Annotated in this window: 16 protein-coding genes; 13 read left to right on the top strand and 3 right to left on the bottom strand. The window is 42.0% G+C overall.

Annotated elements, in window-relative coordinates; translation table 11 throughout:
• The first annotated feature begins 1 nt into the window (after position 1).
• The 3 genes from R8P61_28045 to R8P61_28035 all read left to right on the top strand — a co-directional run bounded on the left by R8P61_28045 (position 2) and on the right by R8P61_28035 (position 3,444).
• Positions 2–2,329 (top strand): response regulator, encoded by a 2,328-nt coding sequence (locus R8P61_28045; GenBank protein ID MDW3650962.1) that lies wholly within the window; start codon positions 2–4, stop codon positions 2,327–2,329.
• Positions 2,330–2,405: 76 nt separating this feature from the next.
• The gene (locus R8P61_28040) at positions 2,406–2,795 is read left to right on the top strand and encodes a hypothetical protein (GenBank protein ID MDW3650961.1); all 390 of its coding nucleotides are present in this window, start codon (positions 2,406–2,408) and stop codon (positions 2,793–2,795) included.
• Between the two features lie 46 nt (positions 2,796–2,841).
• Positions 2,842–3,444 carry a superoxide dismutase gene (locus R8P61_28035; protein ID MDW3650960.1) on the top strand — a complete coding sequence of 201 codons (603 nt, stop codon included), beginning with the start codon at positions 2,842–2,844 and terminating at the stop codon, positions 3,442–3,444.
• Between the two features lie 52 nt (positions 3,445–3,496).
• Here R8P61_28035 and R8P61_28030 read toward each other — a convergent pair whose 3' ends face one another.
• The gene (locus R8P61_28030) at positions 3,497–6,184 is read right to left on the bottom strand and encodes a COR domain-containing protein (protein MDW3650959.1); all 2,688 of its coding nucleotides are present in this window, start codon (positions 6,182–6,184) and stop codon (positions 3,497–3,499) included.
• A gap of 283 nt (positions 6,185–6,467) precedes the next feature.
• Here R8P61_28030 and R8P61_28025 point away from each other — a divergent pair, with 283 nt between their 5' ends.
• From R8P61_28025 to R8P61_28000, 6 genes are all read left to right on the top strand, one after another.
• Complete coding sequence (locus R8P61_28025; GenBank protein ID MDW3650958.1) at positions 6,468–7,109, top strand: DUF4290 domain-containing protein; 642 nt, start codon at positions 6,468–6,470, stop codon at positions 7,107–7,109.
• 62 nt (positions 7,110–7,171) lie between these two features.
• Positions 7,172–8,482 (top strand): UDP-N-acetylglucosamine 1-carboxyvinyltransferase, encoded by a 1,311-nt coding sequence (gene murA, locus R8P61_28020; GenBank protein ID MDW3650957.1) that lies wholly within the window; start codon positions 7,172–7,174, stop codon positions 8,480–8,482.
• Positions 8,483–8,648: 166 nt separating this feature from the next.
• Entirely contained in the window at positions 8,649–9,206 is a 558-nt protein-coding gene (locus R8P61_28015; protein ID MDW3650956.1) for a DUF255 domain-containing protein, read from the top strand.
• 184 nt (positions 9,207–9,390) lie between these two features.
• Entirely contained in the window at positions 9,391–10,041 is a 651-nt protein-coding gene (locus R8P61_28010; GenBank protein ID MDW3650955.1) for a nucleotide exchange factor GrpE, read from the top strand.
• Between the two features lie 5 nt (positions 10,042–10,046).
• The gene (gene dnaJ / locus R8P61_28005) at positions 10,047–11,180 is read left to right on the top strand and encodes a molecular chaperone DnaJ (GenBank protein MDW3650954.1); all 1,134 of its coding nucleotides are present in this window, start codon (positions 10,047–10,049) and stop codon (positions 11,178–11,180) included.
• On the top strand, positions 11,180–13,105 hold the full coding sequence (locus tag R8P61_28000; GenBank protein ID MDW3650953.1) for an AAA domain-containing protein: 1,926 nt from the start codon (positions 11,180–11,182) through the stop codon (positions 13,103–13,105). Before dnaJ ends, R8P61_28000 begins: the two co-directional genes overlap by 1 nt.
• A 251-nt stretch (positions 13,106–13,356) precedes the next feature.
• On the opposite strand, the gene R8P61_27995 is transcribed toward R8P61_28000, so the two are convergent.
• Entirely contained in the window at positions 13,357–14,544 is a 1,188-nt protein-coding gene (locus tag R8P61_27995; protein MDW3650952.1) for a sigma-54 dependent transcriptional regulator, read from the bottom strand.
• Between the two features lie 308 nt (positions 14,545–14,852).
• Between R8P61_27995 and R8P61_27990 the strand changes: the two genes are divergently transcribed.
• The 4 genes from R8P61_27990 (at position 14,853) to uvrB (ending at position 20,484) form a co-directional block, all read left to right on the top strand.
• Positions 14,853–15,212: an Hpt domain-containing protein gene (locus R8P61_27990; GenBank protein MDW3650951.1), complete on the top strand. Its 360-nt coding sequence runs from the start codon at positions 14,853–14,855 to the stop codon at positions 15,210–15,212.
• A 143-nt stretch (positions 15,213–15,355) separates the two neighbouring features.
• The gene (locus tag R8P61_27985) at positions 15,356–16,330 is read left to right on the top strand and encodes an SdiA-regulated domain-containing protein (protein ID MDW3650950.1); all 975 of its coding nucleotides are present in this window, start codon (positions 15,356–15,358) and stop codon (positions 16,328–16,330) included.
• Between the two features lie 172 nt (positions 16,331–16,502).
• Complete coding sequence (locus R8P61_27980) at positions 16,503–18,170, top strand: VWA domain-containing protein (GenBank protein ID MDW3650949.1); 1,668 nt, start codon at positions 16,503–16,505, stop codon at positions 18,168–18,170.
• Between the two features lie 289 nt (positions 18,171–18,459).
• Positions 18,460–20,484, top strand: a complete 2,025-nt coding sequence (gene uvrB, locus R8P61_27975) for an excinuclease ABC subunit UvrB (protein ID MDW3650948.1) — start codon at positions 18,460–18,462, stop codon at positions 20,482–20,484.
• Positions 20,485–20,500: 16 nt separating this feature from the next.
• On the opposite strand, the gene R8P61_27970 is transcribed toward uvrB, so the two are convergent.
• Entirely contained in the window at positions 20,501–21,487 is a 987-nt protein-coding gene (locus tag R8P61_27970; protein ID MDW3650947.1) for an MvaI/BcnI family restriction endonuclease, read from the bottom strand.
• Positions 21,488–21,520 lie beyond the last annotated feature (33 nt).

Raw genomic sequence — 21,520 nt, 5'->3', positions numbered from 1 at the left:
TATGTCTTTTTCAGAAAAAATCAATATCCTCCTGGTTGATGATATTCCCGCAAATCTTGTGGCACTGGAAGCCGTTATTGAGCGAGAAGAAACTAAAATTTATACCGCCTCTTCCGGCAATGAAGCCCTCAAGTTAGCCTGGGAAATCCCCTTCGCAATAGCTCTCATTGATGTGCAAATGCCGGAAATGGATGGGTTTGAGCTGGTTCAACTTCTCAAATCCAATACCAAGACCCGGGAGATTATCTGCATCTTTGTCACAGCTATCAGTAAAGAAAGCAGATATGCCGTTAAGGGTTTGCAAGCAGGAGCAATTGATTACCTCTATAAACCCCTCGACCCAATGGTAACCAATGCAAAACTGGATACCTACCTCGAGTTGTACAGACAAAGACAGCGGCTACTTTCTCAAAATAAAAAACTGGAAAATTATGCCTTGCGTATCGACAATGCAGGAGATATAAATGCTATGGTATCGGTCGATACCATGAAAATAGAAGAGATCAATCCGGTAGTATCAGAGATTCTCGGCTACGAACCGAAAAATCTCATCGGACTGAGCCTCTTTGACCTGATGCATCCAGAAGAATTGGATGGCATAAAGAGCCTCTTGAAGACCTTCTTTGATCAGGGAGATCAGCATATAAATTTTGAGAGTCGTTTTAGAAATACCCGGCATGATTATATCTGGCTGAATGTCCAGACAGTCCATAAATATGGTTTCCTATTTGTCAATGCGCGGGATGTATCTGCAAGCAGGCATTTCGTCCAGGAAATCGTCAAGGCCAAACAACAAGCTGAAGCAGAAAAGGTTGCCAAGGAAGAATTTCTGGCAAATATGAGCCATGAAATAAGGACTCCGATGAATGGAATTCTGGGCCTTTCAAGGCTTTTGAAAGAGTCTCAACTGGAAGAAGAACAAAAAGAGACCGTTGATCTCATTTTGCAATCCTCCCAATCTTTGCTCAAAATCATCAATGACATCCTCGATTTATCCAAAATAGAATCCGGCAAGTTTTCTCTGGAAATGATTGACTTCCAGTTGAAAAAAGTTCTGCAAACTGTGGTAAGCCTGCTGCAGACAAAGGCGGAGGAAAAGAACCTGAAATTATACTTCGAAATAGTTAGTAATGTTCCGGAATTCCTGATTGGAGATCCTCACAGACTCAATCAGATTCTTATCAATTTGATTGGCAATGCCATCAAATTTACTTCTCAGGGAGAAGTAAAGGTCCTGGCGCAGATCGAAAAAGGGAAAGATGGAGATATTACATTAAAGATAGCTGTTCAGGATACGGGAATTGGGATTCCTCAGGAAAAGTTGAAAAGCATTTTTGAAAGTTTTGCGCAAGCGAGTAGCGACACCAGTCGCAAGTTTGGAGGCACAGGCCTTGGCCTAACCATTTCAAAAAAACTGGTTGAGTTGCATAGAGGAAATATATGGGCAGAAAGTGAAGTTGGAAAAGGGAGTAGCTTTATTTTTACCCTGGGTTGCAAATTCAGCAATAAAACCTTGCAGGATGAAGCTGAAAATAAAAATCCATTTGAATTATCCGGTCTTGAAGGGAAACAGATCCTTCTGGTTGATGATAATAAAATCAATCGAATGGTAGGCAAAAAGACCCTAAAACGCTGGCAGATCGAATTGGAGTTGGCAGAAGACGGCCAGGATGCCTTCAATAAATGCCAGGAGAAGAAATACGACCTCATTCTCATGGACATTCAAATGCCAAATGTGGATGGATACCAAGCAAGTCGAATGATTCGGGCAGATCAGGAAAATAAAAATCAGGAAACCCCCATTATCGCACTAACGGCAAATGTCATGGCAAGCGTCATCGATAAATCCAGAGATGCAGGTATGGATGCTATTCAAAGTAAACCCTTTGATCCTATACAACTCTTCGAATGTATGAAGCGACTGATCGAATCTGGTAGACCAGAGCTTTTTAATGATAATCGGGATGAAATTGACCGCATTGACCTCGAATACTTACGCAATCTGTCCGGAGGAAGTCAGCAATTCGTTATCCAATACCTACAAACCTTTATCTCTCAAGCACCAAAATCTCTGGAACTGATAGAAGATGCCTGCACAAAGGGCTCAATAAATGGCCTGAATAAAGCCATAGAAAAACTTAAGCAGGACTTCATTTATATCGATTATCAAAGTGCCAAGGAAATCATTCATAAGATCGATGCCATCTATGAGGAAAAGGCAGATCATCAGCATTTGAAAGACCTGGTGCTCCTTCTGAAAGAAATGGTTCAGGCCATGATCCGAAAATTCCAATCTATATTGGAAGAGAATCAGCTTACCGAAGGCTAAGCATAGTTCTCAACAATTCTATCTATTCTCCGGATTTTTCATGCAAAATCCGCTCAGCTTTTCGTAGATTCCCCTCATGGAAATCAAAATGTACGAAGGCGAAAAGAACTGGCGGGAAAAACCTTTTGCCACTTTGGTTGATAATGAAGTCTTCTGGGGGGAGAAAGGCTGGTTTGAAGAGCCATTTCTAAGCATTAAAGACGATAAAATTTATCTGGGAAAGAAATCCTGGTTTGAAGATCCTTTTGCAACTGTAAAAGGCAATAAGGTCTATAAAGGAAGCAAAGAATTTTTAGAGGAACCTCTTGCAACAATTGAAGGAGAAAAAGTGTTCAAAGGGGATAAAGGTTGGTTCGAAGATGAAATTGCAACCGTAGACCCGGCAGATGTGATGGGTGGAGCCGTAGCAGCGGTTATTATTCTGCTCATGCACGAGGAATTTGTTGCGTTTAAACAAAAAAATTAATTTCGCTAACTCAATTCAAGTTCAAACATTTATAAATATAAATACAATGGCTTTTACACTCCCCGAACTTCCTTATGCACATGATGCGCTTGAGCCACATATCGACGCCCGCACCATGACGATCCATCACGGAAAACACCATAACGGATATACAAATAAATTGAATGCTGCCATCGAGGGCACAGACCTGGCTGGAAAAAGCATCGAAGATATTCTTGCTAATGTTTCTTCTGCTTCTACTGGAGTAAGAAACAATGGAGGAGGATATTACAACCACTGCCTATTCTGGGAAGTAATGAGCCCAAATGGAGGTGGAGCGCCTACAGGTGCTTTGGCTGATGCTATCAATGCTGCTTTTGGTTCCTTTGATGATTTCAAAGCGGCTTTTGCTTCCGCTGCTGGCACTCGTTTTGGATCCGGTTGGGCCTGGCTTATCAAAAAAGCTGATGGTTCGGTCGCAGTTACCTCTACCCCAAATCAGGACAATCCTTTGATGGATGTTGCTGATGAAAAAGGTACTCCTCTATTGGGAATAGATGTATGGGAACATGCATACTACCTCAATTACCAAAACCGTCGTCCTGACTATGTTGCTGCATTTTTCAATGTCATCAACTGGGACAAAGTTGCTGAAAAATTCGCAGGATAATCCTGTTCGGAATATGCAAATAAAAAGGCTGCGATCATTTCGCAGCCTTTTTTTATCCTTCTATCATGATGGGCAAAGCCGATTCTGGCATGTCTTCCAAATCGAGACTATTTCGCGCAAAGCGAAAAGCAAAGGGAATATCCCTTCCATTTCCTATCGCATCATAAAAAGCACTGGCAAATAAAATGGCAGCTTCATCCGAAATGCTGGCTGACATACCAATTACAAAAGGAACGTATTTTGAGATTTCTTGTGCCTGATTCTGACTAAAGCAGGCATTGAGGAGGACACATTCGATTTCCCCTTCAAAGAGTTCAAACAAAGCGGCCAGCGCAATTTTCCCCAAAGGCTTTAAATTCCCCCTTTTGTCCTGCATCAGAATACCTTTTCCTTTTTCACCTCCCCCGGAAAAATGAACGATCTGTGGCTTTTCATCCAAAATAGCTCGACTCAATCCTCTCCTATCCAAGGCAAATCGACTGCTGAAACTAAAATCCTGTCTCCGATTTGATCGAAGCAAACTCTCCTGAATTTCTCTATGCTCTTCATCCATGCGATTGCGCCCTTCATCCGTGGGATGCGCGGCCAGAAAGAGGATTTTATTCTTAGGGTTCTCCTCGGCTTTTGATATAAAGAGGGCTTTCAATTCCTCCGTCATGCTGTGCTGTCTTTCTTCATCTATCCGCTTTCTGCGATCTTCCCTACTTTCCCGAGATTCATAGCCATCCAGCAGAAGGCTTACATTAAAGCGCTTTTTCAAAACCGGACTCAGGTAGTATTCCTCTTTCAATTCCTCATGTGCCAATAAGGCCTCATAATCCGCCAGGGCTTTGCCCTCCTCATCCAGGGGAATAAATTCCTTCACCTGTATCCCTTCCAGGTTTTCATGAATCTGCTTAAAGACACTTCTGACGATTGCTAAGAGACTTCTTTTATTCCCCTCCCCTCCTACTGCAATATAAATCCTGCGGTCGGCCGGATCAGAACGAATCAGCGCCTCTTTTCCTTCTTCCGAAATCATCACCCCATTTCTCCAGAAGTTCCGCTCCTTGACCAGGTTGTGGACATTGGAAATGAAACGAGAAATAATGACATCCGGCAATACATCATAATGATATTGGAAGCGAAGAAGCTTGGGAATGGGATGTTTCCAGACCATTCGACGTGGACGATCTTTTGGAAAGGCTCCGGGAATAAAATATTTGCCCCGGGCATGAGGAAGACTGAAACTTAGTTCAAACTTCTCCATGATATCCACAATGAATTGCCATTCTTTTCGACCGGGATAACTCCTTTTATCCAACAACTCCCCTACCTGCTTGAGATTGAGTATCCCTTTCCACTCGATAAGTCTGGGAGAAGTAATGATGCTATATACGCCTTTGGTTACCCATTCTGGATTCAATACCTGCGTATCCGCCAATGCCTGTTTTTCGTCATCTCGAAAATTGAGCATGATTCCCAGATCGTGAAGCAGGCGCAAGAGCCTTTCTTTTTGGAAGGCCTGCATTTTGGGGAAAAGTTCTTTGCATAAGGCTTCATAGTCCGGATAGGCCATATAATCCCGGTTCTCCGTTTCCAGCTTGTTTTTGATGGCCAAATCTCCTTTTAGCATGATATCATCTACATGCCGCATATATTTTTGTTTGAGCGCCAGGCCCACCAAACGTGCCAGGCGATCGATCCCGATGTCCTTTTTGGCTGAGGTCTCAACAAAGCCCACAATATTGGGATATTTGTCTTTGATACTTCCTTTTCCAAAATCCATCTTATGGATGTCGCACTTATTGATGCAGACAATGATCGGGATTTCCGAACCGGCATAAGAATGGATCAGTTTGAGCCAATACTCCAGTTCGGTATCGCCATATTTATCTTCCATCCTCGGATTGGCGACCAATACATAAATGGATCGACGGGTCATGAAAAATCTATGCGTGGCATGCATGATTTCCTGACCTCCAAAATCCCAGATATTGAGTTTGATATTATGCCTTCCCTTTTTGGCCTGCCAGGGATAAATCACGATTCCTTCTGTCATCTTTTCATCCTCATCAAAAGGCTTTCCTAGCAATCTTTTGATCAAAGAGGTTTTCCCTACTTCTCCTGATCCGATAAAGATCAGTTTTGCTTCATGCAAAGGCTTTGCTTGTCTTTTCTTTAGGGCTACCTGTACTTCCAGAAGATAATAAATGAGTTCAGGCGGATTGTAACTGAAAATTTCATCCGGAAGACCAAAGCGATTTCCAAATAATCCCAGTCCGGTTCTCTTTCTTCCTTTTTTTCGTTTCTCCAGAAATTGAAGCTGAACCAGGCTATAAGGAATTTGGTAGAGTTGATTGAAACGAAGATCTAATCTCCGCATTTTCAATAAGTTCCCTATAGATTCGGGAATCGCGATCAGCTGATTGTATTCCAGATATAAGCCTTCAAGTTCTGTCAATTCGCCTATACTTTCAGGCAAGCTTTGCAGGCGGTTATTTCCCAGGTCCAGGAATCGTAGATTTTTGAGTTGGGATATTTTGGGTGAAAGATCTTTGATCCTGTTCTTATAGTAAGTCTTTCGTCCATCTTCTTCTACTGCTGCCTGTCCAGCATTTAACTGCACCAACCAATCCAGTTCCCAAACCTCATCGGGAATGCTCTCCAGGTCCAGGCCAGCCAAATCTAATCTGACAGACTTTTTCTTTCTGCATATATCAATTCTTCTTTGGGCTTCCTGAACAGGGTTTTCATACATAAGCAAATCCGGATTTTACACTGGCTGAGCAAATATTCAGCCTTATTTTGGGCCTTCGGATAATTTATGAAATTTAATCATATACAGCTGTGTTACTTTCTATTAAATTGAATCTAAAATTGCTCCTTGTCGTATGAGAGTAATGAGAATCGGGGCAATGGCTTTTTGAAGTGTGCCCTTTTTTTAGCAATTTGCGACCGGAGAAAGACAAGGAAGAGGAAAATACCTACCCCACAGCGTTTTTTTGCAGTTTGCACTTCTCCGTTTACACTTAACAATTAACATGAAGTATTCGATTTCCGAAGCACCTTTGCGCTTGCGTGAATATGGAAGAAATATTCAGTCTCTGGTTGAGTACATGAAAACCATTGAGGATAGAGAACTCAGGACAGAAACTGCCCATGAGATCGTGCGTATTATGAGCAACCTCAATCCGAGTCTGCGAGAAATACCTGATTACAAGCAAAAGCTTTGGGACCATATATATATGATCGCAGAATACGATCTGGATGTTGAGACCTCTTTTAATATGCCAGAGAAACCTGATCCTGAAGAAAAAAGGATGCAGCGTTTGGGATATCCTAAAGGCAAACCCAGATATCGTAGATATGGTTGGAATGTACAACTCATGATTGATGAGGCCACCAAAATGGAAGATGGCCCTATCAAGAAAGAATATATAAACATCATCGCGAATACCATGAAAATGTTCCTGCGGAATATGGATCGCGAAAGTACTCCAGAATCTGTACTGGCAGAGCACATCAGAGACCTATCTGATGGCAAACTGGAAGTAAGAGGAGAAGAGCTCATTATATACAAAGCACCTCCTTCTCATCATCATCACCAACAGAAAAACCAGAAGAATAACCGCAATAACAACAAAAGAAATCGCAAGAATAAGAGACATAGAAGAAACTATTAATCTCTTTGCCTACGTTATTCTCAGGTAAACATTCATAATTCATCTCAGAAAGCTAGATAAACATGGCTTATTTCGAAGTGGAAGGTGGGCATAAGCTCTCTGGAAGCATCATCCCTCAGGGCGCTAAAAATGAAGCCCTGCAAATCCTTTGTGCTACCCTTCTTACTGCCGAGCCAGTAAAAATTGACAATATACCGGATATTGTAGATGTCAACAGACTCATTCAAATCCTCAGAGATATTGGAGTAAAGGTTACAAAAAACGGTCCTGATAGCTATACCTTTCAGGCGGATGATGTTGACCTCGATTATTTAGAAAGCAAAGAATTTCACCAAAGTGCCAGCCGCCTTAGAGGTTCTATCATGTTGGTAGGTCCAATGCTTGCCCGTTTTGGCAAAGCCTTTATTTCCCGTCCTGGTGGAGATAAAATTGGTCGAAGAAGACTGGACACCCATTTTTGGGGATTCCAGCAATTGGGAGCCCAATTTGAATACAAAGAAGAAAGTGGAGTCTTTCGTGTTAGTCGAGAAGATCGACTAAGAGGCACTTATATGTTGCTGGATGAAGCTTCAGTTACCGGTACGGCAAACCTCCTCATGGCAGCGTCTCTGGCTGAGGGAAAAACCACCATTTACCATGCCGCCTGCGAGCCTTATTTACAACAACTCGCCAAGATGCTCAATCGCATGGGAGCAAAAATCAGTGGCGTAGGAAGCAATCTTCTGACCATAGAAGGAGTAGAAAAACTGGGTGGCACCGAGCATCGGATGCTTTCCGATATGATTGAGGTAGGAAGTTTTATTGGAATGGCAGCCATGACCCAAAGTGGTATCCGTATCAAAAATGCCAGCGTAGATTCTCTGGGTATCATTCCGGAGATGTTTAAACGCATGGGCGTCAAATTGAAGATTGAGGGAGATGATATCGTGGTCGAAGAACAAGAGGTTTGTGAGATCGAGACTTTCATTGATGGAAGCATCATGACGATCTCAGACCACCCCTGGCCTGGATTTACTCCAGACTTATTGAGTATCGTCCTGGTACTTGCTACTCAATGTCGCGGATCAGTATTGATTCATCAGAAGATGTTTGAAAGTCGCCTTTTCTTTGTTGATAAGCTCATCGACATGGGAGCCAAGATCATCCTTTGTGATCCCCATAGAGCTACCGTGATTGGTTTGGAAAGAAAGCAAAGACTACGTGCAATATCGATGTCTAGTCCGGATATCCGTGCAGGAGTTTCTCTGCTTATTGCAGCCATGTCTGCGCAGGGAACCTCAAACATCTACAATATTGAGCAGATCGATCGAGGATACCAGAACATTGAAGGAAGACTTCAGGCACTTGGGGCACACATTAAGCGCAAAGCATAAGCTTGCTAACTGGCCGACAAATCCCATTTCCAAAAATCTCGTATCTTTGTTTAGCAAGGGATTACATACAAAGCTATTTCGAATTTTGTGTTTAACATGCGGGAAAAATGTCTTTCCCCTGTCTTACTATTAAGCTAAATTCTGGTAGCTGAATAAAAATACTCTCATGAAAAAATTATCTATAATACTTGCTGGAATCGCGATAGCATCCTGGATGTTATTTTCCGGTTTCAATGCTCAGCCGGTAGAAGAGAATGAGCCGGAAAGTATCACCTGGTTGAGTATGGAGGAGGCAGTTCAACTGGCAAAAAAGGATGGAAAGAAAATCCTGGTAGATTTTACAACTGTATGGTGCAGATGGTGTAAAGTAATGGATCGCGAAACCTATTCTAAAGGGGAAGTGATCAAATACATCAATGCCAATTTTCATGCGGTAAAGTTTGATGCAGAGAAAACCACCACCACGTTCACCATCAATGGGCAAACCTATAAGCATCGCCCGGAGATAGGCAGAAACGGTATTCATGAGTGGGCGGTAACTCTTATGCAGGGAAGACCTTCTTATCCGACTACCTCATTTCTGGATTCCAATTCGAAACTGATTACCAATGTCCCGGGTTATCATAAACCAGATGAGATGCTTATGATTCTCAATTTCCTGGGAGAAGATGCATATCTCAATCAGACCTGGCAACAATTTCAAAAGAATTATAAAAGCAGCTAAGCGCTTTTACATAAAATCACAGAAAAAGATCAAGTATACTTCTACTTGATCTTTTCTGCATTAAAAAATTGGCAAAATCTAAGGCATGACAAGACTGACAGAAATATTTGCCAATATGTCATTGGCATAAATTGTGTTAAATTAGCAAGCGAAAAGCTTTAAAAAGGAAAAAGCCTAAGGCATTATGAAAAATAAGACCAAAGCGAGTAAAAAGTCGGCTAAAAAATCCAAAAAAGAAGAGGAAATCGAACAGTCAGCTAAGCTCCAGGAAGAAAGTCAGGAGCAAAAAGCTGAAGGGAGAAAAGAGAAGGCGGATAATAAGGCTGAAGAAGTAGAAGATATAGCCAGTGTTGATGAGGCGATTGAAGTGATAGCGCAGCTTAAACTAAAATTACGGGAGTCAGAAGAAGAGAAAAAACAGCTAAGCGAACGTGTATTGCGCTTGCAGGCAGACTTTGACAATTTTCGTAAGAGAAAAACCAAAGAGCTTGCAGATGGCATCCGTTTCGCCAATCAGGATTTGATTCTTCAATTGCTTCCCATCCTCGACAATTTTGACAGGACCCTGAAAGCAATAGAAGGAACTGACAATCTGACAGCTATAAAAGAAGGAATCGAACTGGTTTCTTCCAATTTCAGAAAACAGTTTTCAAAAATAGGAGTTGAGCCTATCGATAGTATAGGTAAAGACTTTGATTCGGAAATACACGAGGCAATCACTAGCATTCCCGTAGAAGAAGAAGAGAAAAAAGGAGCAGTGGTTGACGAGGTTGAAAAAGGATATAAGTTTAAAGACCGCATCATTAGATTTTCTAAAGTAATAGTTGGCGAATAATCCTCATGGCTAAAAGAGATTATTATGAGGTCCTGGGTGTAAACAAAGGGGCGAGCAAAGATGAGATGAAAAAAGCTTATCGCAAACTGGCCCAGAAATACCACCCGGATATCAACCCCGAAGAAAGTGCCGCTGAGAAGTTCAAGGAAGCTGCGGAGGCATATGAGGTATTGAGCGACGACCAAAAGCGTTCGCAATATGACCGATTTGGTCATGCGGGAGTAAGTGGTGCCGGAGGAGGATTCAGCGGACAGGGATTTGAAGATATCTTCAGTGATATTTTCGGCAATAGCCCCTTCGGTGATTTCTTTGGTGGCGGAGGAAGATCGAGAAGGAGAAGAGGACAGAGAGGCTCTGACATTCGCATAAAACTCACCCTCACCCTGGAACAGATTGCCAAGGGAGTAGAAAAAACAATAAAACTCAATCGCTACAATGCCTGTAATAGCTGTTCCGGTACCGGAGCAGATCAGGGTAGCGCATTTAATACCTGTCCCACTTGTCAGGGTGCAGGAGAAATACGCCAGCAAGCGGGAGGAGGCTTCTTCCAGCAGATCGTGGTTTCAACCTGCCCTACTTGCCAGGGAGATGGGAAAATCGTTTCCAAGGCATGTAGTACCTGTGAGGGGAAAGCCCGTATTCAGGAAGAGTCCGTAGTGAGTGTAAAAATCCCCGCGGGTGTGCAGGAAGGTATGAGCCTTAGTGTCAGAGGAAAAGGAAACGCAGGTTTGAAAGGAGGAAGTCCCGGAGATCTCATTGTACAGATTATGGAAAAAGCCCATGATCACTTTGAAAGAGATGGAGATAACCTTCTGCATGAGCTGTTTATTAGCTTTCCTGAAGCAACACTGGGTACACAAGTTGAAGTACCCACCCTTGATGGAAAAGTTCGCATCAAAATCCATCCCGGTACACATGCAGGCAAGGTGGTAAGTTTAAGAGGCAAAGGTTTACCCAATATCAACAACTATGGGGTAGGTAATTTGCTGGTACATATCAATGTTTGGACTCCGCAAAATCTGAGCTCCGAAGAGAAAAAGATTATCCAAAAGCTCGCAAACTCGGACAATTTTGTGCCGAAACCTACTTCCGAACAAAAAGGGCTGTTTGCCAAAATCCGTGAATTCTTTAGCAATTGATGGATAGCAAAGAAAGTATTGCCCATCAATTAAAACTTCTCCAAATAGAAAAGGAAGAAGACCTGAAGCTGTATAAGTCTTTGGTTCTTGATCGATCTCTCAAAGAACGTATCCAGAAAGGAATAAGCTGGTATCCGCTACATCTCAAGCATATCATGCTGGGTTTGGGAGAACGATATAGCCTCGAGATTGACCTTCCCGAAGATAAGGCCAAACCCAGAGGACATTTTCAATCAGGGAGTGTTGTATCCGTTTTTGGGACCGTAGCTGATGAGGAAGTAGGCAGACTTACCGGAGTTATTTCTTTATTGGGGAAAAAGCGATTAAAGATTGCCCTCAGCAGTGAGAGTATTCCGGACTGGCTGCATGCAGCAAAATTGGGGATGGACCTCGAATTTGATGACAAAACCTATCAGCAAATGCGAGCGGCTTTAGACAATCTCCAAAAACCCGGGGACAACCAAAGACTCCGAGAGCTCCGCGAGACTTTATTAGGAAGTCGAAAAGCCGAATTTCATAAATGGGAAATTACCTTTAAGCATCCCCAACTCAACGCCTCTCAAAACCGAGCGGTTCAAAAGGTATTGGAAGCCAAGGATGTCGCGATTATCCATGGCCCTCCCGGAACTGGAAAAACCACGACTTTGATCTATGCTCTTGAAGAAATTCTGAGGCATGAACATCAGGTTCTCGTTTGTGCCCCCAGCAATACGGCCGTTGATCTCCTGACTTTGAAGTGTATTGAGATGGGAATGGATGTAGTACGTCTGGGAAATCCGGCCCGGGTAGATGAAGCCCTTCAAAAACATACCCTCGATGGGGCCATCAGTGAGCATCCGGATTATCCTGCGCTTCGCAAAATGCGAAAAGAGGCTGAAGCAGTCAGAAAAACGGCCTTGAAGTTCAAACGGAATTTCGGTTCGGAACAAAGAAGGAGAAGGCAGGAACTCCGGCAGGAAGCCCGGGAACTCAAACAACATGCAAAAAAACTGGAAGGCTATATCCTTCATCAGGTAATCAATCGAACACCTGTAATCACGGCTACCCTCAGTGGAGCAGCTAGCAACCAGCTACAAAAGAAAAAATTCCATACAGTCTTGATAGATGAAGCGGGACAGGCTTTGGCTCCTGCTACCTGGATTCCTATTCAGAAAGTGGGTCGTGTCATCATGGCTGGAGATCATCAACAGCTCCCTCCTACTGTCAAGAGTTTCGAAGCAGAAAAACAGGGATTGGGGATCAGCCTCTTTCAGCATGTGATTGAAAGTAAGGAAGTCGATGTCATGCTCGATCAACAGTACCGTATGAATGAGCAGATCATGGAATTTTCTGCACGCCAGTTTTATCATGGAGAACTGAAAGCAGATCCAAGTGTAAAATATCGACTCCTGGGATCTAGCTTCCCTGCGCTTAGTTTCATCGATACAGCTGGCTGTGGCTTTGATGAGAAAGTCAATAGTAATAGCCGAAGCACCTTTAATCCGGAAGAAGCCCAATTGCTCCTCAAGCATTTGGCTCTTACTTTCAACCAACTCCATGAAGAAGTACCGGAGACTTTTGAAAAAGCTTTCTCTATAGGCATCATTTCCCCCTACAAAGCCCAGGTCCAAACGCTAAAAAATCAACTGCAAAGCAGCCCGATGCTGAGCTCTTTTCAGCAATACATCAATGTAAATACCGTCGATGGTTTCCAGGGACAGGAAAGAGATATTATCTATATCAGCCTCGTTAGATCAAATGCTAAAGGAGAGATTGGCTTTCTCAAGGATATTCGTAGGATGAATGTGGCTCTTACACGAGCCAGAAAAAGATTGGTGGTGATAGGTGATAGTGCCACTCTGGGTAAGCATGGCTTTTACCAGGCCTTTCTCGATTATGTTGAGGAAATAAATGCCTACCACAGTGCCTGGGAATGGATGGAGTAGAAAGAAAAGAGTGTTCTCGTGTTCTTGTACTTCTGAGGGGATCATCTGAGACTTCAACTCTAAACATGCAAACACCCTCGAAGGCATATACCTTTTTATCAGAAAGTAAGAGCAAGAAATGGTGAAGGGAAGGGCTGTTTCCGTCCCCTTGTAATGAGACCGAAGGTCTTTGTTAATCCTTGTTCTTAATTACTCTTTCCACAAAAAAAGGGACCTAAAGGTCCCTTCATCTACTATTTTCCGAGTCATTATTATATCGTGTCTGAATAAATCAGATCATCTACATCAATTTGATTGTTGTCAGAGATCAGGACTGCCCTTTCGACCAAAGCCTTTAATTCTCTCACATTCCCAGGCCAGCTGTGTGCCATCATAGACTCCAAAGCCTCTTTGGTGATCACCTTTGTCTGCATGCGATTCTGCTTACAGAAGTTTTCCAGAAAATGCTTGGCCAGAATCACAATGTCATTTCCTCTTTCTCTCAAAGGAGGGAGATGAATCAGGAATCCCTGCAGACGATAATAAAGATCCTCTCTAAAATATCCTTCACGCACCCTTTTTCCCAGATTTTTATTCGTCGCAGCCAGGACCCTTACCTGAAGGGGTATTTCCTTATTGGATCCCAATCTTGTGATCTTTCCTTCCTGCAATACCCGCAGCAATTTTGTCTGAAGCCCTAACTCCATTTCCCCAATTTCATCCAAAAAGATTGTTCCTCCATTTGCCTCCTCAAACTTCCCAATTCTACGACCGGTGGCTCCGGTAAAAGCTCCTTTTTCATGCCCAAATAATTCACTCTCAATTAGATCGGCGGGAATAGCTGCTACATTGACAGGAACAAACGGCTTGCGAGCCATGGGAGAACTATAATGAATCGTATTGGCAATAACCTCTTTTCCGGTTCCACTTTCCCCTGTAATCAATACAAGGATATTGCTCTTCTCCACCTTCTGTATCATCTTCAAGACCTTCAATACTCCCTGACTTTCTCCTACGATCTTGTTGTATTTATTTCTGTCAATGATCTCCTCGCGAAGCACCTCTACCTCTTTCCTCAAACTCACATTCTTCCCGAGATTCTTGACCACATTGGTGAGTTCCACGACTGCATTTTCATTTTTAATGATGTAGTTATTTGCACCATTTGTATAGGCTTCAACCACAACTTCAACTTTATCCTGTCCGGAAAGGATTACGGTTGCTATATCTTCATTGTATCTTTTAACCTGTTTGAGAATATCCAGACCATTCATATCGGGAAGATTATAATCTATACTCACGATATCCGGGTTGAGATGGATATTATCAAAGAAGTCTTGTCCATTTTGAAAGACATGAACATCGTAATTATCTTCTTGCATTAGAGCCCTCTGCAAGATTTTACCAAAGATCATATCGTCTTCAATAACAAATACTTTATTGAGAAATTTTCTTTGCATGGGAAGTTTCCTTATTGGTCTTCTTTTTAAATGAGTGTGCAATCTATCCGAGCTATTTCGCAAAACAAAGTCTTATATACAGCAAATATTACAGTGCAGAAAATAATTTCCTCTTTAACCAAGCCCTCTTATTTCAATGCGATTGCTTCTGTATATCAATTATTTTATCATGTAAAATATCCAATATTTTTATTTTGTTTTATTTCAAAACACATCCAATATTTGGGAAGCTCTGAATAAGAACTTCTGAGCCAGACAAAAATAGTATTGCTCCCCCAGGGGATTTGTTAATCCAGCACTTTTCAGATATGCAGGCAGAAAAATTTTCGCTCGACTTCGGACACCTAAGATCGCTCACCGGCGATGACAATGAGTTTATGATAGAAATTCTGGAACTCATTGTTGATCAATCACCGGATGTTTTACAGGAAATGAAGGGACAACTACAATCACGGGAATATGGCCCTTTGGGTGCCACAGCTCATAAGTATAAGTCTTCCATCAATATTTTAGGTAATCCTGATCTTATCAGGCTTATGAAGGATATTGAGCACATTTCTACCTGTTCGGAAGAGAAGGAAAAGTTGATGGATTTGGTGAGAGAATTTGAAGAAGTTTGCGACCTTCTTTTGAATGCCTTGAAAGTTGAATTAGAGAATTTACAATAATAATCCAGCCTTTACTTTTAGCGTAAAGGAATTATCGCTCTTTTAAAATCGTTCTTTTAAAGATAGACGCATATCTCTTTAGGGAGGTATGCGCCTTTTTTTATTAACTTTATACTTGCAACAACCCAATAGAAAGGAAATCTATGAAATTCATAATCAGCAGCATTCTCAGCATTCTTCTCTTATCGACGGGAGCATGTGAGGAGGGAGGGAAATCAAAAGGTAAAGAAGTCTCTCAAAAAGAAGAAAGTAAGAGTAGAGGTATGGATGATAGGAAAGTCCTGACCGCAGCTGCTTTTCCTTATGATTTATCAGAACCTGAATGGGCCGTTGATCTTCCATCCGTTCTGCAGGAAGTCTCGGGACTGGCCTCCATTAGCATGAAAGAACTAGCTATGGTTCAGGATGAGCAGGGCCTGATTTTCATCATGGATACCGATACAAAAGAGATTGTTTCAAAACATAGATTCAGACGTACAGGAGATTTTGAAGGAATAGAAATTTTGGGAGAAACGGCCTATGTACTAAGAAGTGATGGGGATGTGTATGAAGTAAATAATTACCGATCGGATTCTCCCGTTACAGAATCTCATGAGACGGCCCTTTCTACCTCAAATGATACAGAGGGATTGGGCTATGATCCTGAATCTCGCTTGCTCCTTATATCCAGCAAGGAATCTGATAAATTGATGGGGATCAAGTATAAAGACAAACAGGTAATTGTATCATGGGATCCGGAAACCAGAAGCCTTAGGCCCAATCCTTTCCTGGTTATAGATCTTGATGATATCAAGAAATTCCTCAAGAAAAATTCAAAGTCCAAAAGTGAAAAGAAGTTTGCAGATAAGTTTAATCCGGACAAAAGTTCCCATTTCAGACCTTCTGCAATCGCTGTTCACCCTAAGACAAAAGAGATATATTTACTGGCTTCCAATGGTAATATGCTGCTTGTAGTTAATAGACTACAACAAATCACCCAGGCAAAACATCTCCCTTCTAAGAAATTTCCACAACCAGAAGGAATGTGCTTTGATGAAGAGGGAAATCTTTACATTTCAAATGAAGGAAGTCTGGGACCTGGGACCTTACGAAAATACACATATATGCAAAAGGAGTAATGACCAAACTTACTATGTTATCGTAAAGGAAAGGGCTATTATTTACCATTGAAACAGGATTGATGCGTTTATCCTGTAGAGCTGTATATATTGCCAACCTGAATCTTCCCCCAATTATCCACTTTCAATAGAAAATTGAACGTAACGCTTATTATTGAATCTTAGCAAGGCTATGTGTAGACGCATTTGGGTAGTTGTATTTATTGTTCTGGCGGCAAATCTGGTAGGAAATGCGCAAAATACCCGTGATTCTCGATTAGACAAGAAGCACGAGGCAGTAAATTCCTACGTCAAGTTTACCAACGAGACTATTCATTTACTTTGGGATCTTCATGTTAAGCTTGAAAGATTCAATAAGGAAGCCAATCTCTATAAGCTGGGAAAATCCTCCAGCCTCAAATTCGAAACTCGTCAGTTTGTCAGTGATTTTGCTTTCAATTCTAAATTGAAAGCGGTCTGTGCGACCAAGCCAGCAGAGGGGGGAATCACCGTAGATCTTAGGGAGCTATACGAACAAACTTCTGTAGGCAATGGCTACATTCCCATGCCTCAAAGAAGTATTCTCAATAAATATCGTGATGAACTATATTTTTCTTTGATTTCGGTATTAGGCCTGACTGACTCTTTAAGTCAATATGTGAGGATCAGACAATATCGAGTGGATAAGGAACTCACACATGTCTATGGGATTCTGAAAGAGATGGAGAAACTGTATGGAGAAATTCAGTTTCAAAAAGATCAGATGGAAAGGCTGTGTCAGCAATTATCTGAGCCCATTCCTCCAGCCTTGAAGAGTTTGCAGAATATCATGAATTACAGCCGGGAAATTCTCTTTGCTGTAAGAGATGAACAACCCAAGAAATTGCCTCAACTTTCGCGAATGCTGCAAGCCTCTGTTGAGGTAGCTGAGCGTATGAAAGAAAATTCTCGAGCCAATCTCCTGGGACTAGACCTGTATTATAATGTAGAAAGCAGTGGCTATGGCCACATGATCAAATATGCGGAGCAAATTCAACTCCGCGCCGATGAATACACGAAAAAAGGCTGGATGCCGGAAGATTTTGAAGTCTATGGTAATTCCTACTATTTCTATAATGAGCGCATGCTGGCTGTGTTTAACCACCACAAATACGGGATTGCCGCTTATTACAATCGCTTCATCGGATTTGCCAATCGTGTATTCGTGAAAGAAATGGAAGAAGTGCCTTTATTTAAAGTCATTACTCCTGACAAAGTCCAGATGCTGGCAGATAAGAAAAAGAAAACTCCAGGCCCTAATAGCCTGCAAGGAGCAGCCTCCAATAATATGGTGTTCCTCCTTGATGTTTCTGCCTCAATGGATCGACCCGAAAAACTCAATCTCCTCAAAGAATCTATCAGCTTCCTCGTGGATCAAATGCGCCCGGAAGATGAAGTATCTATCATCATTTACTCAGGAGATGCCCGCGTTATTCTCAATCCCACTTCTGCTTTATTCAAAGCAGAAATTAAATCTGCCATCCGGTCTATGCGTCCCGGAGGCAAAACCAAGGCCATGCAAGGCCTGAAAGAAGCCTATAAAGTTGCCGAACGGAATTTCATTGCCGGAGGCAATAACCGTATCATCATGGCCTCAGACGGAGCCTTTGATGTCAATGATGGTCTCTTGAAATATGTAGGCAAGAAATCTCTCAATTCCATTTCCCTTAGTGTTCTCCTCTTCAACAAACTAGAAAATATCAGAGTAGCCGAAGAGTTGACTCAACTCGCAAGAAGAGGCGGAGGAAATTACTCCCATGTCCAGCCCGAAAATGCCAAGAGCGTCCTGATCATGGAGGCGAATAGTGTGAGAAGGCAATAAGCCAATTTTTCCTATCGAATAATCTTAGACAGCTGATCAGGATTGCCGCTTAAGGATGCAAAATTAACACACTAAAAATCCACGCAAAAAGCCGTCATCCCGGAAAATTTTGAGAGTTTGCGGACAAAATTTATCCGGGATCTCTAGCAGGAGCAAGAGATCCCGAATATTTTTCCCATTTCATTGTTAATATTCCGGGAAGACAGCCCAGCTTGCTCGGCTATTTTATGCACAGATTTGTCCGTATTTCTCAGTAAATTTGGGAAACAAACACGCGAGCCTTTCTTTTATGTCTGAACATACTTTCGACTTACAATCTCCCTTCAAACCTGCAGGGGATCAACCTGAAGCTATCCGCCAACTTACCGAAGGAGTGGAAAATGGAGAAGGCCACCAGGTATTACTGGGGGTAACCGGTTCTGGTAAAACCTTCACGGTTGCCAATGTGATCAAAGAACTCAACCGCCCTACCCTCATCATCAGCCATAACAAAACCCTGGCAGCTCAGCTGTACGGAGAATTTAAGGAGTTCTTTCCAGACAATATGGTGGAGTACTTCATTTCCTACTATGATTACTACCAACCGGAAGCCTATATCGCATCCTCCAATACCTATATTGAAAAAGATCTTTCGATCAATCAAGACATCGAAAAACTCAGACTTAGAGCAACCACAGCTTTGGCTTCTGGCCGCAGAGATGTGATTGTTGTTGCCTCGGTCTCCTGTATTTATGGCATCGGTGCACCAGAGGATTTCCTCTCAAATATCTATTATACCAATGTCGGTCAGCAGGTTAGCCAGAATCAATTCCTCGATCGCATTGTGCGATTATTCTATAGTCGTACCCAGACCAAGCTCGAGCCAGGAAAATTTCGGGTTAATGGAGATACGGTCGATATTTATCCGGCTTATGATGACTGGGGCATACGGATCATGTTTTTTGGGGATGAAGTGGAAAGGATTCAGCGCTTTGATCCGGAAAGTGGAAAGAGCAAGGAAGAAATGCGGGACTTCACCCTTTACCCTGCCAACCTTTTCGTAACAAGAAGAGAATCACTTAATACGGCTTTGGTAGAAATTCAGGAAGATTTGGTTGAAAAGGTCAATCATTTCGAAGCTCAGGGAATGTTCCTGGAAGCCAATCGACTCAAAGAACGTACAGAGTTCGATATGGAGATGATGCGCGAGTTGGGATACTGTTCGGGAATTGAGAACTACTCTCGATATCTATCCAGAAGGAAGCCAGGCAGCCGTCCGCATTGTTTAATCGATTATTTCCCGGAGGATTTTTTGCTGGTGATAGATGAAAGTCATGTAACCATTCCCCAGGTTAGAGCCATGTATCATGGCGATAGATCGAGAAAATTCAGCCTCGTAGAACATGGTTTCCGATTGCCTTCCGCTTTGGATAACCGCCCTCAAAAATTTGAGGAATTCAATTCCATCGTCAATCAGGCCATCTACATGAGCGCTACTCCTTCAGAATATGAGTTGGAGAAAGCCGATGGGGTGGTTGTAGAACAAATCGTTAGACCCACAGGACTCCTGGATCCACCGGTCGAAGTCAGACCTGCAAGTAACCAGGTAGATGATCTTTTGGAAGAGGTAGATGAAGTGGTAAAGCAAGGTTTCCGTGTATTGGTTACGACCCTGACCAAACGCATGTCGGAAGAACTCACCCAATATCTCCTCGACCTCAATATCAAGACGCGTTATTTGCATTCGGATATTGATTCTTTGGAAAGGGTGGACATCCTCCGAGAGCTCCGCGAAGGGAAATTTGATGTGTTAGTGGGGGTAAACCTTTTGAGAGAAGGGCTAGACTTACCGGAAGTAGCTTTGGTCGCCATTTTGGATGCCGATAAAGAAGGCTTTCTACGATCTGGGCAGGCTCTTATTCAGACCGCTGGTCGTGCGGCACGTCATGCCGAAGGCCGAGTGATTTTGTATGCAGATCGGATCACCGATTCTATGAAAAAACTCATGGATGAAACCGATTATCGAAGAGAAAAACAGATCGCCTATAATAAAGAACACGGCATTACCCCAAAAACTGTCATTCGCCCTAAAAAAGACATCTTCCAATCTGCACTCGGAAATCGCTCCACCAGCTATGAAGAGTTTGAGCAAAACGTAAGTCAGGTTGCGGAAGAAGCTGCGGAGTACATGGACGGTGATGAAATCAAAAAGAAGATTTCAAATATCCGAAAGGAAATGGAAGTTGCTGCCAAAGAGTTGAACTTTGTGGAAGCTGCGAGACTCAGGGATGAGATGTATGCCTATCAGGCGCTCTTGAAGGAGAAGAGGTTTTAGGGATTGCTATGAAGACTTAAATTAGTTGAATTTCATCTCTGGATTGATATAGTTCTTCTATAGCTTCTTGATGTATTCTCCATAAAAATCCATGATCTTTTATTTTCCCATTTTTTTCTGATAGAGTAAAATCTAGATGAACCTTCCCTTTTTTAACCAATTCTACAAAGTTTTCAATAGAAGGTTTCTTGCAGTAAACTACTTTCTGTATTTCCATTCGCTCAATATCATCCTTCCTTAAACTCTTTACCGTAATAAAAAACGTCTGCGAATGTTTTGATAACAAAGCTTCTTCTAGTTTCCCTAAGCTATACTTCATCAAGCAATTATTATCCTTATAAACTTCTATACAGTTCCTGGAAGCTACCAAGGTGAAACCCAGGGAATCTCCAAGCGATGATACAGATGTATATAAAGCTTTCCTATCATTCTTCTTATCATAATAGCTAAAGGAATCGAAAAACTCGCTCTTACTTCTAACAGCAAAGTATTCACTGGGAGTTCTAGCAAAAAGCGTTTGGTGAGTTTTACCTGCTTTGGTTTTCAACTCAATTCCCATAAAGTCAGCCTTCTTATCACTATTTTGTAAAATGCCTAGTTCTTTTTCTATCGTTAAACCAAACCTTCCGGAACCTTTTATCAAGACCTTTAATGGCTCCTTCACTTTGATTTCTTTTAGCTTATCCGTTAAAATCTCCCAAGGTTCCTTTGGTCTAATTTTTAAACTACCTAATTCCTCTAATACAATTAGTCTCATTAATTTTTGGTAATTAAACCTTGGTTTTAATCCAGATAGATAGGGAATTTTCTCTTCATACAGAACAGCACTAATATTTTGAAATTTGTATTCAATAGATTTTACTGAACGAGTTGGTATATCCTCGTGCAATTTTCTATATACTTTACTTTTATTAAAGCTTAACCCTGATTGGTTCTTTTCTAACAGCAGGAAATATTCTTGAATAGTTTTTCTTAGCTCATATTCATTCCAAGATTTAGGCATATCCTATAACCGTAAAAAATAGGGCCAAACTTA

This window comes from Bacteroidia bacterium (assembly GCA_033391075.1).
Lineage (GTDB): Bacteria > Bacteroidota > Bacteroidia > J057 > J057 > JAWPMV01.
Note: the sequence above shows the minus strand (reverse complement) of the source record. Positions and strands in the feature narration are given on the sequence as shown.